Consider the following 22,189-nt stretch of genomic DNA (forward strand, 5'->3'; position numbering starts at 1 on the left):
TGGCGGCTTGGTACCGCCAGCCAATGCAAGGAGATGCATCATGCTGGAATCTTATGCCAGACTAACCCCAGGTGCTTTTTACCTGTTTCAAAGCGATGCCTTTGGCCGCTACAGCTTGCCTGCAATCAGTGAGCAAATTCAAGCCATTTTAGGCTTTGATGCCGGCACCTTAAGCCAAAATCCACAACTATTTTTTGACCGTCTGCACCCGGATGATCGGGCCCGGGTTCATGCCTATATTCAACAGTCCAGGCAAGATTTGAGCAGCTTTCACTGCGAATACCGTATTCAACACCAGGCAGGTCAGTGGGTTTGGCTTGCTTCACATTCTGAGCCTGAACAATTGGCAGGCAACATCATTTTATGGCGTGGATTTTTGTATGACATCAGTGCACAAAAAAACGCAGAGTTACAGCTGCAGCAATCCATCCAGTCTTCCATAGCCCTTTTGAATCATATTATGGATGCGGTGATTAGTATCGATGAGCAAGGAATTATCCTGAGTTTTAACCGCTCAGCTGAGCTGTTGCTCGGTTATCAGGAGAGTGAAGCTGTAGGACAGAATATCAGCCTGATCATGCCCGAACATCATGCGCAACAACACGATGGTTACCTTGAACGGTACAAACAACATAAAGTCGCCAAAATCGTAGGCAACACACGAAAACTAGAGGCTCAGCACAAAGATGGGCATTTAATCCCAATCGAGCTGCGGGTGAACGAGATCCAGGATAGTTTAGGTAAACGTTTTCTGGGGGTACTTCGTGATCTTTCCGAGCAACAACAACAATCTAAGCTCATTAACCAATTAACACACCGGGATCCTTTGACGCTTCTTCCCAACCGAATGGCCTTTGTGGATGAGCTATCTAAAATATCAAACCACTTTGAACTCAATACTACATCGTATGGTTTGTACTTACTAAACATCGACAACTTCAAACAACTCAATAGTGTTCATGGCCGTCAGTTTTGTGACAGAATTTTGCTTAAAGTCGCCAAGCGATTGCAACAATACAGTACAGATGCAACTAAGCTGGCAAGAGTGGGTGGCGACGAGTTTGCATTACTGATTGCCCTTCCCAATAGCAAGGCAACTGGGCTTAAAAAAATAGCTTGCAAACAAGCTCGTCAACTGTTGCAGCTCTATGACACCCCAATTCAGTGGAATGAAAAAAGCTGTTTAATTAGCCTATCGATTGGTGTGTGTCTGATTGAGCCATCAATGAATAGCGAGCAATCATTGCAATATGCTGAAACGGCAGTCAAATATGCCAAACAGCAAGGCAAAAATAGTTATCAAATTTTCACATCAGAGCTAGAGAACAAACACAACTCAGAGTCAGTGCTGGCAGTGGATTTGCGACACGCGATAGAGCTGGATCAGTTAGAAGTGCATCTGCAGGGGCAGTTTGATGTGAACGAGCGCCTTATCGGTGCCGAGGCATTACTGCGGTGGCAGCATCCAACGAAAGGCCAGATCCCACCTGGGGTTTTTATCCCTCTGGCGGAAGAGTCTGGTTTGATTGTCGCGATTGGCCGCTGGCTCATCGAAGAAAGCGGAAAAATTCTTCATCGCTGGAAACATAGCCCGCAAAGCCGCGACTTAAAACTGGCCATCAACATCAGCTCACGCCAATTCAGTGATCCATCCTTCATCAAAGACCTGTTAAACTGCCAGATGCGGTATCAGTTCACGGCAAGTCAATTACATCTGGAGCTCACCGAAAGCCTGTTAATTAACAATGCTGCAGAGGTAGCTTCCACCATGATGAAGTTAAATGGGCGAGGCTTTACCTTTTCTCTGGATGATTTTGGTACCGGCTATTCTTCTCTTGCATACCTGAAGCACCTACCACTGCAAACGCTGAAAATTGATCGAAGCTTTGTAAATGATATACATGTCAACCAAAATGATTCACTCATCGCCAGAAGTATCATATCGCTGGCACACAACATGGGGCTGGATGTCATCGCTGAAGGTGTCGAAACCAAAGAGCAGTTAAATGCACTCAGATCAATGGGCTGCACCTGTTTCCAGGGTTACTTTTTTCAGCATCCTGAATCCATCGAGACCTTTACTAAACGATACCTTGAACCTGAAAAGCCAAAGTGGGGCTTGGGTTCTGTTGGCTAAAAGCCAATCACACAAGAAAACAAAAACGGCAGCCAGTGCTGCCGTTTTTGTAGGGATTAACTTAACCGTGAAAAAAACTCGGAACGGGTACGGGCGTCTTCGCGAAATGAACCACCAAGGGCAGTGGTTTGGGTTTTGGAATTGGTATCCATCACCCCACGCGCTTTAACACAGTAATGCACCGCTTCAATGCTAACCGCTACGTTATCCGTTTCCAGCAAGGTTTGCAGCGCTACCAGCACCTGCTCGGTTAAACGCTCCTGCACCTGAGGGCGCTGGGCAAAAAAGCGGACAATGCGGTTGATTTTTGACAGGCCAATCACTTTGGTCTCTGGGATGTAAGCGACTGTAGCCGTACCATCTATGGTAATAAAGTGATGCTCACAAGTGCTGGACACGCTGATATCCCGTACCTTGATCATCTCTTTGACCTTCATTTTGTTGTCAATTTGAGTGACTTTCGGGAAGTTGCGGTAATCCAGGCCCGAGAAGATTTCATCGACATACATCTTGGCGATGCGATGTGGCGTTTCGGCCAGGCTGTCGTCGGCCAAGTCCAGGCCCAGGGTTTGCACCACGTCCTTCATGAGCGCCGAAATTTTCTGGTACTTCTGATCGCGGCTCAGGCCAGTCTCCAGCATCGGAGTTTCCAGACCTTTTTCCTCGAGTGCGCTACGAACGCGAATGGCTTCTTCAGATAACATAGCTTTTCCAAAACAAGGGGATCTTCCCCTTTATACAGCGGCGCCCTGTGGCCGGTTCAACCGGAAGCTGCCACGGGTGCAAATAAACCGCTTATTGTACCAGACGAAGCGCAGCCAGCAAAACAGTTGGCTCTACCTCAGGGCCGCTCAGCTCGCTGTCCCAGTTGGTGCCAATCAACAGGCCGTCATCGTACATTTCTTTTAACCAGCCATCACAGAACACATCCAGTGGGATAGCTTCAGGCTGATAACTGGCCCACTCATCGCTACAATGCGCTTTGGCATCGGCTTCAGAGGACCAAAACGGGATCACATCGGTTTCTTCGTATTCAACCGACTCCACCACCAATAAGTCTTCACCTTCGGCGAGCGCATAGACCACGCCATTGGTTTTTGCGGCTTCGACAAACTGTTGGTATTTCGGATCGTGCTGTGCTTCAGACATAAGGCTTCACAAAGTTGGCTGCAATACCGCCTATTAGAACAGAAATCAGGGGCAAAGTGCCAGTGTTATCGGCTTGGTTGTGACTTCACGCCCTGTCTGAAATCACGTACAATCTCTGCAATTGCAACCAATGATGTGGACGCTATGGCACAGTACATTTACACCATGCATCGGGTCTCGAAAGTAGTCCCACCGAAAAAAACCATTTTAAAAGATATTTCGCTGTCGTTTTTCCCTGGCGCCAAGATTGGTGTGCTGGGTTTAAATGGCGCCGGTAAATCCACTCTGCTTCGCATTATGGCTGGGGTAGATCAGGATTTTGAAGGCGAAGCCCGGCCACTGACCGGCACCAAAATTGGCTATTTGCCGCAAGAGCCTCAGCTGGATACCAGCAAAACTGTACGGGAAATCGTTGAAGAAGCGGTGGCTGATGTAAAGCAAGCCTTCAGCCGGCTGGATGAAGTCTATGCCGCTTATGCCGATGAAAATGCCGATTTTGATGCGCTGGCTAAAGAGCAAGGCGAGCTGGAAGCCTTAATTCAGGCTAAAGACGGTCATAACCTCGACAATACGCTGGAGCGGGCGGCTGATGCCCTGCGCCTGCCGGCCTGGGATGCCAAAATTGAGCATTTATCCGGTGGTGAGCGACGCCGGGTGGCTATTTGCCGCTTGCTGTTAGAGCGCCCGGATATGCTGTTACTCGACGAGCCGACCAACCACCTGGATGCCGAGTCGGTAGCTTGGCTGGAACGCTTCCTGCACGATTACCCAGGTACTGTGGTAGCCATTACCCACGACCGTTATTTCCTCGACAATGTTGCTGGCTGGATTTTGGAGCTGGACCGTGGCTACGGCATTCCATGGGAAGGCAACTACTCGTCCTGGCTGGAGCAAAAAGAAGCCCGCCTGGCGCAGGAAGAGCGCAGCGAGCAGGCCCGCCAGCGCTCCATTAAACAGGAATTGGAGTGGGTGCGCACCAACCCGAAAGGACGTCATGCCAAGAGCAAGGCGCGGATGGCCCGCTTTGAAGAATTGCAAAACTCCGACTTTCAAAAGCGCAATGAAACCAACGAGCTGTTTATTCCACCTGGTCCGCGCCTTGGGGACAAGGTACTGGAAGTCAGCCACCTGCGTAAAAGCTTCGGCGATCGCTTGCTGATTGAAGATTTAAGCTTCAGCATCCCCAAAGGCGCTATTGTCGGCATTATCGGCCCGAACGGTGCCGGTAAATCGACGCTGTTTAAGATGATCACCGGCTCCGAGCAGCCAGACTCCGGCAGCATTGAGCTTGGCGATACCGTGCAGGTGGCGTCGGTTGAGCAGTTCCGTGACAGCATGAACGCCAAAAACACGGTTTGGCAGGAAATCTCCGATGGCCAGGACATCCTGCAGATTGGTAATTTTCAGCTGCAGAGCCGGGCTTATGTCGGTCGCTTTAACTTTAAAGGCAACGATCAGCAAAAGTTTATCGGTGATTTATCCGGTGGTGAGCGCAACCGGGTGCATTTGGCCAAGCTACTGCGCGCCGGTGGCAACATGCTGCTGCTGGATGAGCCCACCAACGATTTGGACGTGGAAACGCTGCGGGCTTTAGAAAATGCCTTGCTGGACTTCCCGGGCTGCGCCATGGTGATCTCGCACGATCGTTGGTTCCTCGATCGTATCGCCACCCATATCCTGGATTACCGCGATGAAGGTCAGGTCAATTTCTACGAGGGCAACTACTCGGATTACGAAGCCTGGATGAAAGAGACGCTGGGTGCTCAGGCGCTGGAGCCGCACCGCATCAAGTACAAGAAGATCTAAGCCATACAGGCACAATAGCCACGCTCTACTCCGGGCGTGGCTGTTTTTTTTCCAACGCCTTCATAATATCGCGCCAGCTTAAGATACCCAGCGGCCGGTTAAAACTGTCGACCACCGGAATGCAGGACACCCCTTCACGGTTAAACAGCCGCACGGCGTCTATCACCTCTGCCCCTACTGACAAACTAATCGGTTGGCGATGCATCACCTGATGCACACGTTTCTTTAGTGTGGCCAGATCTTTGGTGGTCTCAGCGGCAGTGCCAAGATTTGGGCTTAGCGCTTTAAACAGATCCCGATCAGAAATCACGCCCATTAATTGCTGATTATCCACCACCAGCAAGTGATGAAATTTCACCTGATCGAAAATCTCTTTCACCACCGCCAGGGTATCATCCGGGGAGACACTGACCGGGTTACGGCTCATCAATTGAGTGATTGCAGGCATGTGCAGCTTTCCTGTGGTGCAATAGGATTTAAGTGTATGATCATCTGCCAGAAAAACAAAAGCCGCAGCACTACCTATCAAGGAGTAGCTACGGCTTTTTGCAAGCCAATACGACTTACTTCAGCACGGTGGCAACCGACTTGGCAAAATAATCGATGTTGCTGTGGTTCAAGCCGGCAATACTAACCCGGCTGGAGCCCACCATGTAAATGCTGAACTCATCCCGCAAGCGGTCGATTTGCGCTTTGTTGATCCCCAGGAAGCTGAACATCCCATGCTGACGGGTAATAAAGCTGAAATCCTGTGCAATGCCCTCGGCTTTGAATTTATCCACGATCAGCTGGCGGTAATCGTTGATGCGGTTGCGCATTTCTGCCAGCTCCTGATGCCACAGTGTGGTCAGTTCATTGCTATCCAGAATATGACTGACAATGATAGCGCCATGCGCCGGTGGCATCGAGTAAATACTACGCACAACGCTTAATAACACCGAGCGGGCGGTTTCGGCGGTCTTGGTGTGCTCTGCCAGCAAAGTACAGGCACCGATACGCTCACGGTACAAGCCAAAATTCTTCGAGCAGGAGCTGCACAAAATCAGTTCAGGCACTTCCGCTGCCAAGTGACGCAGACCAGCAGCATCTTCATCCAAGCCAGTCCCAAAGCCCTGATAAGCCATATCGACCAGCGGGGTAAAGCCGCGTTCTTTCGCAAGCTCGGTAAAACGCTGCCACTGGGCGAAGGTTAAATCCAGGCCACTTGGATTGTGGCAGCAAGCATGCACCAACACCACATCGCCAGGCTGTACTTCTGCCAACTCAGCAAACATGGCTTCTTCTTGCAAGCCTTTGCTGTTGTAATCGTAGTAGCTGTACTCTTTCACCTGCAAGCCAGCTGCCTGAAACAGAGAAATGTGATTGGCCCAGGTTGGCGTGGTGACCCAGATGGTCGCTGAAGGATTAGCACGCTTAATAAACTCGGCGGCAACCCGCAAGGCACCGGTACCCCCCGGGGTATGTGCGGTGGTCAGGCGACCAGCCAAAAGTGCGGGGTGCTCCTTGCCAAACGCCAACTGTTCAATATGCTGGTTAAAGCTGAGATCACCCGCCATGCCGATGTAGGTTTTGCTGTCTTCTTTGGCCAGACGCAGTGCTTCCGCTTTTTTCACACACTTGAGTACCGCCGTATGCCCTTGCTCGTCTTTGTATACCCCTACCCCCAAATCGATTTTATGTGGATTTGGATCTTGCTGATAAGCAGCCATCAGGCCAAGGATTGGATCGGTTGCCACCGGCTGTAACTGAGAAAACATAGTGCTCACCTGTTTTAATCACTGCATGGTTAGTCTGCTGCAGGCAAATAGGCCGGAACCATCAAACAAATGGCAATCAGCAGGGCCAGGGCAGCAGGGTTAAAGACGTCTTTTTGAAAAGCTTCGGCATCAATAATGCCAACTATTCTGCCTGATTGGTCAAACAGAGGCAAACAGGCTTCGGCTAAAACTTTTGGATCGCAGGTGTAGTAATCACCACCCTGAGCCAGGTACTGTGGGATATCGTTGATCACCCGCGCCTTGCCCGTCAAACCAACGGTGCTGTTATTGCTCATGCGGGCAAACTCTGGCGTTAACGGGAATTCGGCCCGGGAAGGGGCGCCATAATACGCCAACTTCACCAGCACGGGCTGCTGCTCCTGATTGGTGCGTGCCTGGTAAATACCAAACCATTCCATACCGGTGCGCGCTTCAAAAGCCTGGCAAAACACCTGCAATCGCTGTAAAGCACGCTCCGTCTCCGGGCTCTTTCCGCCCAAAGTGGCAGCCAAATCATAAGGCTGTTCGGCCAATTGACCAAACAGCGAGCAGGCCCCACCCTCACCTAATTCCGGCACCAAATAACTCCAGCACACTTCAGGCTGGACGGTCTCATCCAGAAAATGCTCCAACCACAACACTTCCCGTTCAATTTCATGATCATCCAGCTGCCATACCGTATCCAAACCGGTATGCTGAATATAATGGCGGATTAATGGATTAAGCTGCGACAATTTAGACATCCAGATTTCTAAAATATTAAGGCGCCATTCTAGGCAAAAAATGGCAAAATGCCAACAAGATTTACAGTAAGACATAAAGCGGAGCAGGCATGAATCGTAAAACGCTATCCCTGGCTGACTGGCAACAACAAGCCGGTATAAGCAACTCTTCTACTCCCGTTGCCGGAGAGGATCTGGTGTATAGCACCGGACATGGCAAAATCATTGCAGAGAAACCAGAAAAACCGGACAGCATGGCTTTTGCAGATGGTAAGTTACGTCTGCAACGTCAGACCAAAAAACGCGGTGGTAAAGCCGTGATTGTGATCAGTGGCATTGCCGGCAATAGGGAGGCACTGCAAGCCGTGTGTAAAACATTAAAGCAGGCCTGTGCCTGCGGTGGTAGTGTCAAAGACGGCAGTATTCTCTTGCAAAACGATCAGCGCGCTCAAGTTGAAGCCGCATTACAGAAGCTAGGTTATGCTACGATCTGGTCAGGTGGATAAGCGCTTAGCGATAGTGTCTAATTCCTTTACACCAGCAAGCCCGACCTGTGACAAAAAAATATAAACTAATGATAATAATAAAAATTAATTTTAGGCGTGATTTTTGCATTATAGATTGAAACACATTTAAATTCTCTAATTACGATCAATCATACGGAGTATGACATGAAAAAATTTCACGGCAGAACACTTGGTCTTGCTTTTGCAACTTTATTTGCAGGCAGTGCTTTAGCATCACCTATTATTACCTTTACTGATGGCGTATCTTACACCACAGATAGCTTGACCGGCTTCACCACCAATGGCTCTCAAATGCATGGTATGAGCATTACTACCTGCTTTATCACCGGTGCTTGTGAAGAAATAATCTGGGACGGCACTGTCGGTATGGCTTCATACGGTGAAGCAAGAAGTTCCAACTGGTTGCTTTCGGTTAATGGCGATACCTTTGGTAACCCTTTCACCTTTGAAACCTTAAATGGCGATACTGCGATCACCAGCATCAGCATTAATGGTCGTCCGGGAAATACAGTGTTTGATGTCATTCTAGACCCGGTCTTATCTCCTGGTTCAGCCCGAGGAAATCCTTTCACCTTGTTTGGTTCCAATCCAGATCTTGCCAATTACACGGTGAATGTGAATTACACAGATCGCTTAGCTATTGGCGGCGTGTTTTATGGTGATTTGTACACTGTAATGAACATCGACTTTGGTGGTCAAGGATTTACCGGTAGTTTCAGATTTATTACTGACACCGATAACAATGATTTCGCTGGTGGTAGCCCTATCGTGCCAGTAGATCCAAACCCGGTACCATTACCAGGTACTTTGTTCCTGTTTGTTGCGGGCCTTGCTGGTTTGGGCTTACGTCGTAAACTAAGAAAATAATTAGTTCTTTCTTCAAAATGAAAACCCCTGCAATGCAGGGGTTTTTTATGATACCTAACAGATGAACTGTTACTGATAACGCTGCTGATAACGTCTGTGCAGTTGTTTGTGGCGGTTATCCAAATCTACCTGGCGGCCATCAATCCACATCTGTTCAACCCGGTGGCCGAGGTAATCAAAAATATCACCATCGGACACCACCAGACTGGCGCTTTTCCCCACTTCAATAGAGCCTAGCCGATCAGCCACTCCAGCGATTCGGGCGGCATCCAGCGTTAACGCCTTCAGTGCATCCGCCTGGCTTAAGCCATAACGGGTGACATGACCGCTGGCAAACACCAGGTTGCGGGTATCCCAGAAACCATCCAGGGAAAGGGCAAGTCGCACGCCGGCATCACGCAGCATGCCAGGAGCCGCAAAGGCCTGGTCATAGGCTTCATCACCCCGGGTCGGCAACCCAAAGGGGGCGGTGTAAATTACATCGACCTTGGCTGCAGCCAGCTCATCGGCCATGCGCCAGCTATCACGCCCCCCCACAATGACCAAACGAGCCTGGTATTGCTGTGCCAGCAGCATGGCCTGGCGGATTTGCCGCGGGTCATCAGCATGCACAAACAGTGGGAGTTCGCCTTTGAAAAAAGGCAGCATCCGGTGCCAGCGCGAGTCCACGCCATGGTTCAAGCCAGCCTGCTCCGCTTTGAAATATGCCTGGGCCTGTTCAAAGTAGCGGTGCAGCTGCTGCAATTGCTGTTGCTGCTGCTCACGCTGCTTGTCCGGGCTCTGACTGGCACGCCAACCGGTACGAATGGTCATGGACGGCCAGTTGATGTGCAAACCCACATCGGACTGTACCAGAGCATCCTGCCAATTCCAGCCATCCAGTTGCATCAAAGCGGAGCGGCCGGTAATCATCGAGCCGGACGGATAGATCAAACTGTGGCTGAAACCATTGCTTCGAATAGTTGGGATCACTACCGAGTCGGCATTAAACGCCACTTCAACCCGTAAGTCCGGGTTGGTATTGCTGGTCTCCCGATCATCTCTGGTGGCCCGTACCGCTTCAACTTCAATCAGGCCCAGTTGGTTGATCAGGGCAATAAGCCCCGGATACAGGTGCTTGCCGGTCAAGTCATGCAATTCGGCATTGGCTGGTACCTGCAATTGCGAACCAATGGCGGCAATCTTACCATCGACCAGTAACACGTCTTGTACCTTCGGCTCAGCGTCAATGACCGTATGCACCAGCGCGTTTTGCAATAGAATCGGTTGCTGCTGCGCAGTGCCTGGGACCGGGTTAACAGCCAGCACCGGCAATGCTATCGTCATTGCCAGCAAACAACCACAAAGTTTAGAGAAAATTGTCTGCAGCTTCATTGGTGTGCTCCTGCATGCTGATGGCCCTGATGGTGGCCGTGGGAGTGACCATGCTGATGGTAGCGCTGATGTCCAAAGCGGATTTGCAGCCAGTCCTGGTGATCATCGCAATGCCAGATGGGATCCTCGTCTTTATAACCTACGCTACTGCCCTGACGCGCTGACTCACCGGCGGTCAGTACTTTTTGGATCAGTTGCAAGCGCTCCTGCTCCAGTTGTTCACGCTGGGCAAGATCACTGGCGCGATCAAAATAACGCGCCCCTTCAATCCAGGTTTGCTGCACCTGGCTGTAGACAGACAGCGGATGCCCATCCCACAGCACAAAATCGGCCCGTTTACCGGCTTCAATGGAACCGACCTGATCAGCAATTTTCAGCTGCATCGCCGGATTAATAGTGACCATTTTCAAAGCTTCATGCTCATCCATCCCGCAGTACATCACCGACTTGGCCGCCTCCTGATTCAAACGGCGCAACAAGCCCGGATCATCAGAATTCACACTGACATTCAGCCCTTGCTCGTGCATCAGGCAGGTATTGGTTGGAATGGCATCGTACACTTCCATTTTAAAGCCCCACCAATCGGCAAAGGAAGAGACAGAAGCACCATGCGCTTTCATCTCACTGGCAACCTTGTAGCCTTCCAGAATATGGGTGAAGGTCTGAATTCGGAAACCCATCTGTTCAGCCAGTTCCATCAGCATCAGAATTTCGGAAGCAACGTAGGAGTGAGTATGAATGTGACGCTCGCCATTGAGGATTTGCACCAAAGTATCCAACTGATAATCCCGCCGTGGCGGTGCTACCTGCGCCCGGTCACGCCGTGATAAGCGCTCATAGGCCTGCCATTTGGCTTGGTACTCTTTGGCGGCCTGGAATTGATCACGGATAAAGGTTTCTACTCCAACCCGGGTTTGTGGATAGCGGCTGCTGAACTGAGCACCCCAATTCGATTGCTTGACGTTTTCCCCCAGTGCAAATTTAATGCTTGGTGGTGCATTTTGAAACTTCATGCCTTCAGCATCCTGCCCCCAGCGCAAGCTCAAAATTTGCGCCTGGCCGCCAATCGGGTTGGCACTACCATGCAATAGTTGCACAGCAGTCACACCACCGGCCAAGCCACGGTAAATATTGATATCATCAGGGTTTATCACATCGCCTAAGCGTACTTCTGCAGTATTGGCATGCGAGCCTTCATTCACTCCCTGTGCAGTAGCTATGTGGGAGTGCTCATCAATAATGCCTGGTGTCAAATGCAGGCCGGTAGCATCAATCACGGTATAGCCTCTGGGCGTAGACAAGCCCTGGCCGATACGTTGAATACGGCCATCCCTGACAATGACATCGGTTTCAGTTAACACACCGGCATCGGCAGCTGTCCAAACGGTAGCATTTCGAATATGAAGGTTTTGCCGACTTGGAAGCTCTGACAGGCCAAAGGCACGATTTGGAAAAGTCAGCTGTGAAATCAAAGGAGCAGCCTCAGTAGCCGGCGCAGCTTCTCTCGCAGGCAGAGGCTGTCTACTGGCTTGGACCGCACTGCGCGTCCCATTCGCTTCCAGCCACTGACCCGTTAATTGATTGTCTGACAACACCCCACTGAACTGAATCACCTCAGTGCGCTGTAACAGATCGTTTAAAGCAAGACTGAACTGCAACTGAGCACCCTGCTGCTGAAGATGCTCCAGTTTGACGCTCGTCTCAGCCAGTTTCAACTCACCTTGATAAGCTCCAGAGCGACCAGTCAATGTCAGCTGAGCCGGCTGGCCAGCAAGCAAAACCGAATAATGACCTGTAAAATCAGGACCCGGAGCCTGATGCTGCACCGGCTGACCACGCAGCCAGGTCGCGACAATAGCCCCATCTTCAAACAGATTGCCCCGACTCACGACCAGATCTGCCTGATAACCTGGCTGAATTTTTCCATGATGTCCACCAAGGCCAAGCAGTTCAGCTGGGACTGTGGTCAGCGCAGCAAGTGCTTGCTGCTCTGTTAAGCCATACTGCATCGCCCGGCGCAGGTTTGGCCAAAAGTCTGCAACTTTATCCAGGCCATGGCTGGTTAAAGCAAAGCGAACTCCAGCCTGAGCGACAGCCGCCGGATTAGCCGGAGCCCGCTCCCAGTGCCGCAGATCTGCCAGACTTACATCCAGCTGAGCATCTGCATAATGCACATCCGGTGCCGCTGGGAAGCTAAGCGGTAACACCAAAGTGCGGTTGCTGGCTTTCACTTGTTCAAGACGGCTGTACTCATGGCCAGAACCCAGCAAGACAACCCGCTCCAGTCCGAACTCGGCCAACAATTTATGCGCACGCAATAGAGACTGTTCATCGCTGGCTTCAAACAAAACGCCCTGCTCTGGCAGATTGGCTAACGCCGCCAAAGCTGCATTGTACTCAATCGGCTGGCTATGAAAGCGCAAATCCGTCTTGCCATACGCACTCTGGTACCAGTTCGCATCCGATAAGGTTTGACGGATCAACGCCATACTGCCCATCAGCGACGACGGGTAGCTCTGAGTAGAGCTGCCTTTGCTAAAGGACATGAACTGCTTGCCATTGGCTTTTAAGATAACTTCATTTGGTAAGCCTTCCGCCAAGGAAGCTACCACAGCCGAACCGCGAAAAATGCCATCGTGACGCGCTGCCTGCACCACAGTAAACCCTTGCTCAATCAGTGGTTTTGCCTGGCTGCTATCCGGTCTGAAGGCATCAGCCCAGCGACGTTCTGCATGGATGGCTGCATTGCTGGCATTGCCCCCTTTGCGCTCGTTCTCATACTGGGGCGGCTCACCAAAGCGGAAACCTCCTACTGCTTTTGCCTGCTCCACGCCATACTGGGTAAAAGGATCGATAAAGCCGGCGTAAACAAAATGGCCACTTAAGTCATGCTGTTGGTAGCCTGCGGGTACAGCGCCACCAGCACGAACCGACTCAATGACACCATTGCGAATTAAAATGGTGGCATTGGTTAGGGTGCGGCCTGGCTCGGTGGTCACAGTGGTATTGGTAAGCGCAACCAGGTTCGGCGTTTTATCCCGGATCCCCAATTGCGGAGTGGTCTGTGCGGCATAGAGGACAGGCGTTGCCAGAGCAACGGCCACCATACCAACCCAGGGAAGTTGTTTAGTCATTGTTGTGTTCCTGATGTTGGGATCAGTTGATTGTAAATTCGAGTTGATTAAGCTCTTGCTCAGCCAACGGCATACTAAAATAATAGCCTTGCACCAAAGTGCAATGATGCTGCTTAAGAAACGCTACCTGCTCAGCAGTTTCAACCCCTTCAGCCACCACCCGCAAATTCATTTGCTGCGCCATGGCAATGATGGCAGATACAATATCCATATCGTTGCTGTCTTCCGGGATATCCTGCACAAAGGAGCGGTCAATTTTAAGCTCATCGACCGGGAAGCGTTTCAAATAACTCAGCGATGAATAGCCTGTACCAAAATCATCAATAGATAAAGACACACCAAGGCTTTTCAGCTGATTTAGCTGATGAATAGCCGCATCGGTATCGCCCATCAGCATACTTTCGGTAATTTCGAAAATAATTCGTTTCGGTTCTACCCCGGTACGCTTCAAAATTCGCTCCACCGTTTCAGCCAAACTGTTATCTCTGAACTGCCGTGCCGACAAGTTGATGGATAAGTCCACATTGAAACCGCGGCTGCATTGACGCGCCAGAAAGCGGCAACCCTCCCACAGTACCCATTCACCAATTTGCACGATAAGACCGGTACTTTCTGCCACCGGAATAAAACGAGCTGGCGGCACCAGCTTATTATCCGGTCGCAACCAGCGAATTAAGGCTTCGTAGCCAATAATACGCTGGGTGTTCAGGTCGATTTTTGGCTGATAATACAGCATGAACTGATGTTCACGAATGGCCTCTCTCAGCTGATTTTCAAGCTCCAACCGCTCTTTGGCCGCCTCATTCAAATCCTGACTGAAGAAGTGAAAGGTGTTCTTACCGCGCGCCTTGGCTTCATACATCGCTAAATCGGCATGCTTTAACAGCAACTCTTCATCACCGGCATCTTCGGGTGCCATGGTGATGCCAATACTGGCACTAATGGCAACCTCATGGGATCCCAGTTTAACCGGCATGGCAAAGGAGTGCTGCAGGTTTTCTGCGATCAACGCAGCCTGTTGCCGGCTTTCAATGCCACTAAGAATAACGGCAAACTCATCACCACCCAGCCGGGCAATGGTATCTTCCTCACGCAAACGACTGATCAGCCGCTTCGCTACTTCTTTTAGCAACTCATCACCTGCATCATGCCCCAGAGTGTCGTTAATGAGTTTGAATTCATCCAAATCAAAATAGAGCAGTACAAAGGAGTAATGACCTCGCTGCGACATCGCGAGTGCCTTGCGCAGTTGTTCGCGAAAGTACCCCCGGTTAGCAAGGCCGGTCAGCACATCAAAGTAAGCCAGTTGCTCCATCTTTTGCTGGCTTTCTTTGATGAACGAAATATCCTGCAAAGCACAGACATAATTAGTGACTGTACCTTTTTCATCCCGAATCGGTGCAATTGCCATCGACATCCAACACTGCTGAGCCTGATGTGCTAACAAGATATCACCTCGCCAGTGGTGGCGCGACAGGATGGTTTGCAACATCTCCTCCCGCACAAACGCCATCTCCATGGCGATTAAATCGGTGATGGACTTACCCTCCGCCTCTTCAGCGGGCAACAACAACAAATCCACTAAAAAAGGATTCAGGTATTCAATGCGCAACTGCTCATCGGTTAACACAATGCCGGAACTGGAAAAAGCCACTGCTTTGGTCAGCTTTCTGGTCGAGCGTTCGGCCTGTTCTTTTTCTGCAATACGGGTATTTAAACCAGCCAATAATTCACCAACTTCACCCGACATTCCTTCGACGGCACGGTTCAGCACACCAATCTCATCGTTGCTCTGATCCAGCTTTAAAGTGTGATACCCACCCCGACCAAGCCGGACCAATGCATCCGATACCCGGTTCAGTCGCTTTAACACCAGTTGATAGATAAAAAACTGCAACAACACGGCCACAATCAAAGCAATCAGCACGAACAGCACAACGACTTTGGATTGAATGCTTTGCAGTGTATGAAAGGTGTCTGCTGAGGGCCTGTAGAGGGTTAAAAACCAGCCCAAACGCTCAATAGGAGCAGCCTGCAATACATAGTGCTCACTCCGGCCACTATAAAACTGATTGCGCTCGGGCTCTTTCAGCAATTGCTGCTTAAAAGCCTGCAGCTCAGGATCCGAAACCTCCAGACCTTCCAGCAGGGTATTCATTCGGGCTTCAGGCTGCGGACGCTGCCCCGGAGCCATCAGCAGATTGCCGGTTCGCTCAAACACCATCAGTTGATACTGTCTGGCTATCAGTACCAATGACGTCAAATCCGCAAAAAGGTCGTCCAGTAAATAGTCGGAGCCGGTGACACCAACAAACCTATCATCAAGGTACACAGGCACAACCAGACTGATCATCCACTGTTGCCAGATGTCATCAAAATACACCGGCGTCCAACGCGGTATTCGCGCGGGGTTATGCTCCGGGGTCGCCAGTCGATAAAACAGATCCTGGTGAAAATTGTGTTCAGCATCAATGACCAGTGCCCAATCGGCTGGTGAAATTCGGATAAAGTGATCATGGCTGATAAAATAGAAATTGAAAAAATCCTGCCGCATCATGGCAGCAAGCTCTGGCCAACCGCCCTCACTGGCAGCAAACCAGCGCTCTGCCTCAGTGCCAAGCTGTGATCCTGGCAGAAAAGCACCTGAGGCCGTATCACGGATCCGGACAGCTCCATCCTCTCCCGGCTGTAAGGGCACAGCAACTGAGCCTGCATCCCCTTGCAAAGAGCGGGTGAGTAACTGATTGGCAGCCAGCGCTTTTTTTTCTTTTTGCGTGATGAGCTGCTCAATATGCTTCGCCGTCTGCGAAGCCAGGCTCGCTAAATTGTTTTGTTCCTGCTCTAAAAGAACAGCACGTTGCAAAAACAACACCCCCGATAGCACTGCAATGCCCGCCCCCATCGTGCAAATAAATACCAACAGCGCTAATTTCACGCTGAGCGATTGCAAACCGGAGGGTTTTTGCAAATGCAGATCTTTCACTACCAAGGAGCCTGTTGTTGTTATTGCTGAGTAAAGTGATGGTCAGATCCTGACTACAACTTAAGATACTACACTTTTTATGACAAGTCCCTTAGTATAGTGACTTGGGTAAAGAGGATAAGCCAACAGGAGTTACCATGAAAAAAGCTCTTATTACAGTCGCCTTGCTATGCTCTGGTGCTTTATTTAGCCATACAGCTCAAGCCAATGCCTTTGTCAATGGCGAAGACGCAGTGAGCTACCGCCAGGCAGCATTTCAAACCATTCGTTTTAATCTGGTGGATATTAACGACATGTTTCGTGGCAATGTGCCTTATGATCTTGAGCGGGTACAACGTCGGGCTGAAGCACTGGCTACCCTGACTCAACTCCCGTGGGAAGCCTTTAATATCCCGGGCGCCGATCATGCCAGCGGCAAAGTAAAAGCGGCGCTTTGGCAAAACCTGGACGATTTTAATCAGCGTGGAGAAAAGTTTGCTGCTGATGCAGCGGCACTGCATGAAGCCGCTCAAGGTGGAGATCGCCGTGCCATTCAGGGCGCCTTCCGTGAATTTGCCAATAACTGCAAAGCCTGTCACGATAACTACCGGGCTGATTAAACACACCTGCTGTCACATGATCAGAAAGGGGCCAACAGGCCCCTTTGCTTCACTGGTAGGATAACATCCGAATTAAATCCGCCCCTTGCCACCAGTAAAACGCCAGCCAGAACAGCACCACCAATACAAAGAAACTCCAGCCTGTTTTGGGTTCAGGCACATTCACATCCTTTGCTGTAGGTAACTTGCCATGCAGCATCCCCATAATTACATTGTGATGCCGCCAGCTGTGCCAAATGGCAGCGATGATGTGCACAACCACAGCAACCAATAAAATATCAATGCCCAGTTTGTGCCAGCGTGTGGCTAAAGACACCGTCTCGCTCGACACATATCGCACCAGCGGCCCATCGGTGAAAATATGATCGGTTGTCATCAGGCCGGAGATAAACTGCAGCAAAACCAACAGCAATAAAGCAAAGATCATATAAGACGACGCTGGGTTATGCCCCATCACCGGCTGCGGCCGCTGTAAGTAACCTATGGCGGTTCTCGGACTGGCGGCAAACTGACTGAAACGGGCAGTTTGACTGCCATAAAATCCCCAGCAAATCCTGGCCAGCAAAACAGCAGCCAGAGTATAAGCCAACAACTGATGCCACTCCATCAGGCCTTCTGTGCCGGTATACCAGAGCCCTGCCAACAGCAGCAATTGGCTCCAGTGAAAAAACCGCACCGCCGGATCCCAGACTTTTTTCATCACCGTCATGCACACCTCCGAATGCTATGCTAACCTTCTGATTTTATGCCAAAGAGTTTAGCATATGCGCTGGTTAAAATGGATAATCGCAGGCTTACTGCTGCTGGCTTTGGTCGCGATGATGACCGCTTACTTCGTGCTGCGAGCCAGTTTGCCGCTGTATCAGGGCGAAGTGTTGGTGCGGGTAGCAGACGAGGTAGCGATCAGTCGCGATCATACCGGCTATGTGAAAATTCAGGCTTATAGCCGACAAGATGCGGCCTATGCGCTTGGCTTTGTCCATGCTCAGGAGCGATTTTTCCAAATGGACTTGCTGCGCCGCAATGCTGCCGGTGAGCTGGCTGCTTTATTTGGTCCACGCGCCATCCATGCCGACATTCAATTGCGTCAACACCGTTTTCGTAGCCGTGCCAGTAGTATTTTACACCAGTTACCGTTGGAACAACTGCAGTTGCTCACAGCATACACCCATGGCGTTAACGATGGCTTATCACAGCTGAGAGTACGACCTTTTGAGTACCTGCTGTTACAAAGCAAGCCTGAACCCTGGCGAGAAGAAGACTCGCTGCTCACCATCTTTAGCATGTATCTGGAATTGCAAGGCAAGCAAGGCCGTGATGAATTAGCAATGGGCGCTCTGGCCGATGCAATCCCAACGGGCTGGCTGGCTTTTTTGCAGCAACATCATCCGGATTATCAAGCCGCCATTGATGGGAGCAGTAAACCGCCAGTCCCGATGCCACGGACCTCCTACCCGGATATTCTGCGCCAACAAAACTTGGCCTGCCTGGATTGCAGCGTCAAAGACAGCGTGGATATCGGTAGCAATAACTTTGCTGTCGCTGGCGCTATCACCGCACATGGCAGCGCCATCCTGGCTGATGATATGCACCTTGGCATTCGGGTACCGGCCACCTGGTTTAAAGCAGACATCCACTGGCCAGCTGCTGAAGGTCTGCAGCGAGTTACCGGTCTCACCTTACCCGGCGCGCCTGCTATCGTGGTTGGCAGTAATGGCCATATCGCCTGGGGTTTTACCAACAGCACCGCCGACTGGCACGATGTGATTGCACTGCAACTCAGCGAAGATGGCCAGCAGTACCTGACACCAGATGGCTGGCAAGACTTTATATGGCACCATGAAGTGATTGAAGTCAAAGGCCAGACAGCCACCCAGCTGCAGCTAAAAGAGACCCAGTGGGGGCCGCTATTACCAGCCATGACAGATGAACAGCGCTATGCGCTGCGCTGGGTGGCTTACGATTCCGAAGCGGTCAATATGCAGTTAATGCAACTGGAAGCCGCCCGCACCGTGCCTCAGGCACTGCGCATCGCTGCCATGGCAGGCATTCCTGCACAAAACATCCTGGTAGCGGACTCACAAGGACAGATTGGCTGGGGTATTATGGGCCCAATACCCAAACGGCAAATCAGTGACTGGGACAAACCGCAAGACTGGAGCAATGGTGACAATAGCTGGCTGGGCTATCTGGAGCCAGCGCAGCAACCACAGCTGATCAATCCAGAGCTGCAGCGGCTATGGTCTGCCAATGCCCGAGTAGTCGGGGGCAGCAACTATCAATTACTTGGTAATGGTGGTTATGATATGGGTGCCAGAGGCTGGCAAATACAGCAACGCTTGCTGGCCCAAACCCAGTTTACCGAACAAGATCTACACGCAATTCAGCTGGATCATCAGGCCAAAATGTTACAGCCCTGGCGACAGCTGTTACTGGAGCAACTGACCCCTGAGTTTATTCAGCTTCATCAGCTGCATGACTACCAGCAGGAGGTGACAGCCAGCAGTGATTATGCCGCCACCGATGCCATTGGCTACTCCCTGGTTCGTGCTTTTCGGCAAAAAACCCTCGAGTTGCTGTTTGCACCTTTGAGCGCCTATTTGGAAAGCAAAGGATTTCGCAGCCATGACTTAAAATATCCACTGGCGGCCCCAGCCTGGCAAATGCTGCAACAACGCCGGCACGATACCTTACCAGCGGCCTTTGCCAGTTGGGACGATTTATTGCAAACGGCGGTGGTGCAAAGCTATAGCGATCTGACCAGAGGACAGCAAGAGCTGAGTGAGCTTAGTTGGGGTGAGCAAAACAGGGCGCGTTTCTGGCACCCCCTGGCCAGCGCCGTGCCGTTTTTAGGCCATTATCTGAATATGCCAGCCGATCCTTTAGCAGGTGATAGCCATATGCCTCGGGTGCAACGGCCTGGTTTCGGACAGTCGCAACGCATGGTGGTTGCTCCTGGCTTTGAGCAGCACGGCATACTGACGGTTCCGGCTGGTCAGTCTGGTCATCCGCTGTCCCCTTTTTATCGGACCGACCACCGCTATTGGCTGCACGAGCAGGAGCTTGCCTTTTTACCCGGGCCAGAAAAATACCATTTACTGCTGCGACCAGCGCATTAACAGTTGACTTTAGCCATCCAGACTGATAAAAAAACAGGATGAAACGCGCTCACACCAACACACTCTTTTTTGTTTTTTTTACCACCCAACCCGGGAGGTAGTGTTGCGCGCGTGCAGAACACCCAAAACCTCCCTCGAAGGGAGGTTTTTTTTTGACCAAACACCGACAGAATGCAACGAGGATGATCCGTCATGGAACTAACTGAAGTACGACAACAAATCCAGCATACCGATCAGGAGTTGCTGCAATTGCTGGCCAAACGGCGCAAGCTGGCTTTGGCCGTTGCCGAGGCCAAAATCAGCCAGAATAAGCCTATCCGCGATCAACAACGTGAAGAAGAGTTGCTGCTACGTTTGATCGAAAGCGGCAAGGCACTGGAGCTGGATGCCCACTATGTCACCCGGTTATTTCATGTCATCATCGAAGACTCCGTATTGCAGCAACAAGCCAAGCTGCAGGGTGAACTGCGGGGTATGCAAGGGCCCTCGGTCAAAGTTGCTTACCTTGGTGGTCAAGGCTCATACAGTTACTGGGCAACGCAAAAATACTTCACCCGCCGGGCAGAGCAAATCATTGATATTGGCTGCGACAGTTTTAATGAAATTATTAAAGCGGTTGAAACCGGCCACGCCGATTATGCTGTGCTGCCCATTGAAAACACTTCCTCAGGCAGCATCAACGAAGTCTACGATTTGCTGCAGCACACCCGCTTATCCATTGTCGGCGAACTGACCCATCCGATAGATCATTGCGTGCTTGGCTTGCCGGGAGCTCCGCTGAATCAAATCCGCCAGATCTGCGCCCACCCTCAGGTCATTGCCCAGTGCAGCCAGTTTTTGTTGGGTCTGACCAATATTAAGGTTGAGTATTGCGACAGCTCGTCCGATGCCTTTCAGCGTGTTCAGCAAAAGCAGGATCCAACCATGGTTGCTATTGGCGGTGAAGCCGGCGGTAAAATTTATGGCCTGGAGGTACTGGCGCGCGAACTTGCCAACCAAAAAGACAACGTCAGCCGCTTTATCGTGGTTGCCCGCAAAGCAGTGTCCGTAGCAAAAGCCATACCCGCTAAAACCACCTTTATCATGTTTACCGGCCAGCAGCCTGGGGCTTTGGTCGATGCCTTAACCGTGCTAAAACGTCATGGTATCAGCATGGCAAAATTAGAGTCCCGTCCTATACCTGGCAACCCGTGGGAAGAAATGTTTTATGTGGATGTGCTGGCCAATGCCAACGACTACGCTATGACCCGAGCGCTGGAAGAGCTAAACCGCATCACCAAATTTATTAAAGTGCTGGGTTGTTACCCCAGTGAGGACATCCAGCCAACCCAAGTAGAAGCTTAAACTAACACACAAAAAAAGGCGCCAAACCGGCGCCTTAAAAAAACAGGGAGGGTGTACAACAATTAGCTATTGGCGCGAGCGCGAATGGCTTCAATGACCGGCGAGCCAGAAAAACCATTGCTTTCAGCCCACTCAATATCACCAGAAGAAGCTACCTGGCTGCCTGGCAACTGACGGATGATAAAGTCAGCAGTATCATTGGCATTGTGGCGAATGGCATGACGTACCAGTGGCAGACCATCACACAGGATACCATCGTACACGTTGCGCAGACGCAAACGGTGATCACTTAAGGTTTTACGTAAATCATTACGGCTATCCGCTGCAACATACGAGCAGATAGACACAGCAAGCTGTTGATCGGCCTGAGCCTGTGAGCTGAACACACCAGTGGCTGCAAGTACAGACGCTAAAGCTACAAATTTCAATTTCATTTTCTGGCTCCAAAAACCGTAAATTAGTCAGAATCCATTCGTCTTTGAATGGTGATTAGCTTGTGCTTGCGAAAGGTCGATATGACGACTGCTGTTGCAGTTCACATTAAGGTCAGGACGACACTTAATGGCAGCCCAGCTATCATGGGAAACATTGTTTCCGTTAGATCTGAAGCTTTGCGTGATCACCCTTTCGGATGTCTTGCCTTTCGAAGTGCGCACATATTAACCAACTCA

17 protein-coding genes and 1 riboswitch are annotated in these 22,189 nt (G+C 50.8%); of the genes, 7 read left to right on the forward strand and 10 right to left on the reverse strand.

Annotated features, from left to right (window positions below; all coding sequences use genetic code 11):
- The first annotated feature begins 40 nt into the window (after positions 1-40).
- A complete protein-coding gene (locus QWY20_RS09860) occupies positions 41-2,137 on the forward strand; it encodes a putative bifunctional diguanylate cyclase/phosphodiesterase (RefSeq protein ID WP_330128848.1) in 2,097 nt (698 codons plus the stop codon).
- Between the two features lie 56 nt (positions 2,138-2,193).
- Here QWY20_RS09860 and folE read toward each other — a convergent pair whose 3' ends face one another.
- Positions 2,194-2,841: a GTP cyclohydrolase I FolE gene (folE, locus tag QWY20_RS09865; protein ID WP_330128849.1), complete on the reverse strand. Its 648-nt coding sequence runs from the start codon at positions 2,839-2,841 to the stop codon at positions 2,194-2,196.
- Positions 2,842-2,932: 91 nt separating this feature from the next.
- Entirely contained in the window at positions 2,933-3,286 is a 354-nt protein-coding gene (locus QWY20_RS09870; RefSeq protein WP_330086031.1) for a DUF2750 domain-containing protein, read from the reverse strand.
- A gap of 144 nt (positions 3,287-3,430) precedes the next feature.
- Between QWY20_RS09870 and ettA the strand changes: the two genes are divergently transcribed.
- On the forward strand, positions 3,431-5,092 hold the full coding sequence (gene ettA, locus QWY20_RS09875; RefSeq protein WP_330128850.1) for an energy-dependent translational throttle protein EttA: 1,662 nt from the start codon (positions 3,431-3,433) through the stop codon (positions 5,090-5,092).
- A gap of 25 nt (positions 5,093-5,117) precedes the next feature.
- Here the strand turns inward: ettA and QWY20_RS09880 are convergent, their stop codons facing one another.
- The 3 genes from QWY20_RS09880 to QWY20_RS09890 form a co-directional block, all read right to left on the reverse strand.
- Positions 5,118-5,540: a CBS domain-containing protein gene (locus QWY20_RS09880; protein ID WP_330128851.1), complete on the reverse strand. Its 423-nt coding sequence runs from the start codon at positions 5,538-5,540 to the stop codon at positions 5,118-5,120.
- Between the two features lie 115 nt (positions 5,541-5,655).
- Positions 5,656-6,849, reverse strand: a complete 1,194-nt coding sequence (locus QWY20_RS09885; RefSeq protein WP_330128852.1) for an amino acid aminotransferase — start codon at positions 6,847-6,849, stop codon at positions 5,656-5,658.
- 29 nt (positions 6,850-6,878) lie between these two features.
- On the reverse strand, positions 6,879-7,592 hold the full coding sequence (locus QWY20_RS09890; protein ID WP_330128853.1) for a GAF domain-containing protein: 714 nt from the start codon (positions 7,590-7,592) through the stop codon (positions 6,879-6,881).
- A gap of 89 nt (positions 7,593-7,681) precedes the next feature.
- Between QWY20_RS09890 and QWY20_RS09895 the strand changes: the two genes are divergently transcribed.
- Together QWY20_RS09895 and QWY20_RS09900 are read left to right on the forward strand one after the other, a co-directional pair.
- Positions 7,682-8,077, forward strand: coding sequence for a translation initiation factor (locus tag QWY20_RS09895; protein ID WP_330128854.1), 396 nt, complete (start codon positions 7,682-7,684; stop codon positions 8,075-8,077).
- A 165-nt stretch (positions 8,078-8,242) separates the two neighbouring features.
- Positions 8,243-8,965 carry a PEP-CTERM sorting domain-containing protein gene (locus tag QWY20_RS09900; protein ID WP_330128855.1) on the forward strand — a complete coding sequence of 241 codons (723 nt, stop codon included), beginning with the start codon at positions 8,243-8,245 and terminating at the stop codon, positions 8,963-8,965.
- A gap of 69 nt (positions 8,966-9,034) precedes the next feature.
- Here the strand turns inward: QWY20_RS09900 and QWY20_RS09905 are convergent, their stop codons facing one another.
- Genes QWY20_RS09905 through QWY20_RS09915 form a run of 3 tightly spaced genes read right to left on the reverse strand, consistent with a single transcriptional unit; the run spans position 9,035 to position 16,456 of the window.
- The gene (locus QWY20_RS09905; RefSeq protein WP_330128856.1) at positions 9,035-10,339 is read right to left on the reverse strand and encodes an amidohydrolase family protein; all 1,305 of its coding nucleotides are present in this window, start codon (positions 10,337-10,339) and stop codon (positions 9,035-9,037) included.
- Positions 10,336-13,473 carry an amidohydrolase family protein gene (locus QWY20_RS09910; protein ID WP_330128857.1) on the reverse strand — a complete coding sequence of 1,046 codons (3,138 nt, stop codon included), beginning with the start codon at positions 13,471-13,473 and terminating at the stop codon, positions 10,336-10,338. The genes QWY20_RS09905 and QWY20_RS09910 overlap by 4 nt, the downstream gene beginning before the upstream one ends.
- A gap of 22 nt (positions 13,474-13,495) precedes the next feature.
- Positions 13,496-16,456: a bifunctional diguanylate cyclase/phosphodiesterase gene (locus QWY20_RS09915; RefSeq protein WP_330128858.1), complete on the reverse strand. Its 2,961-nt coding sequence runs from the start codon at positions 16,454-16,456 to the stop codon at positions 13,496-13,498.
- A 137-nt stretch (positions 16,457-16,593) separates the two neighbouring features.
- On the opposite strand from QWY20_RS09915, the gene QWY20_RS09920 reads away from it, so the two are divergent.
- Positions 16,594-17,055 (forward strand): c-type cytochrome, encoded by a 462-nt coding sequence (locus QWY20_RS09920; RefSeq protein ID WP_330128859.1) that lies wholly within the window; start codon positions 16,594-16,596, stop codon positions 17,053-17,055.
- A 49-nt stretch (positions 17,056-17,104) separates the two neighbouring features.
- On the opposite strand, the gene QWY20_RS09925 is transcribed toward QWY20_RS09920, so the two are convergent.
- Entirely contained in the window at positions 17,105-17,764 is a 660-nt protein-coding gene (locus QWY20_RS09925) for a cytochrome b/b6 domain-containing protein (protein ID WP_330128860.1), read from the reverse strand.
- A 55-nt stretch (positions 17,765-17,819) separates the two neighbouring features.
- On the opposite strand from QWY20_RS09925, the gene QWY20_RS09930 reads away from it, so the two are divergent.
- A complete protein-coding gene (locus QWY20_RS09930) occupies positions 17,820-20,174 on the forward strand; it encodes a penicillin acylase family protein (RefSeq protein ID WP_330128861.1) in 2,355 nt (784 codons plus the stop codon).
- Between the two features lie 192 nt (positions 20,175-20,366).
- A complete protein-coding gene (locus QWY20_RS09935; protein ID WP_330128862.1) occupies positions 20,367-21,518 on the forward strand; it encodes a chorismate mutase in 1,152 nt (383 codons plus the stop codon).
- A 62-nt stretch (positions 21,519-21,580) separates the two neighbouring features.
- Here QWY20_RS09935 and QWY20_RS09940 read toward each other — a convergent pair whose 3' ends face one another.
- Entirely contained in the window at positions 21,581-21,952 is a 372-nt protein-coding gene (locus tag QWY20_RS09940) for a DUF3718 domain-containing protein (protein WP_091337817.1), read from the reverse strand.
- Positions 21,953-22,078: 126 nt separating this feature from the next.
- A riboswitch (cyclic di-GMP riboswitch) is annotated at positions 22,079-22,169 on the reverse strand.
- Positions 22,170-22,189 lie beyond the last annotated feature (20 nt).

This window comes from Alkalimonas cellulosilytica, from assembly GCF_036325985.1.
GTDB lineage: Bacteria > Pseudomonadota > Gammaproteobacteria > Enterobacterales > Alteromonadaceae > Alkalimonas > Alkalimonas cellulosilytica.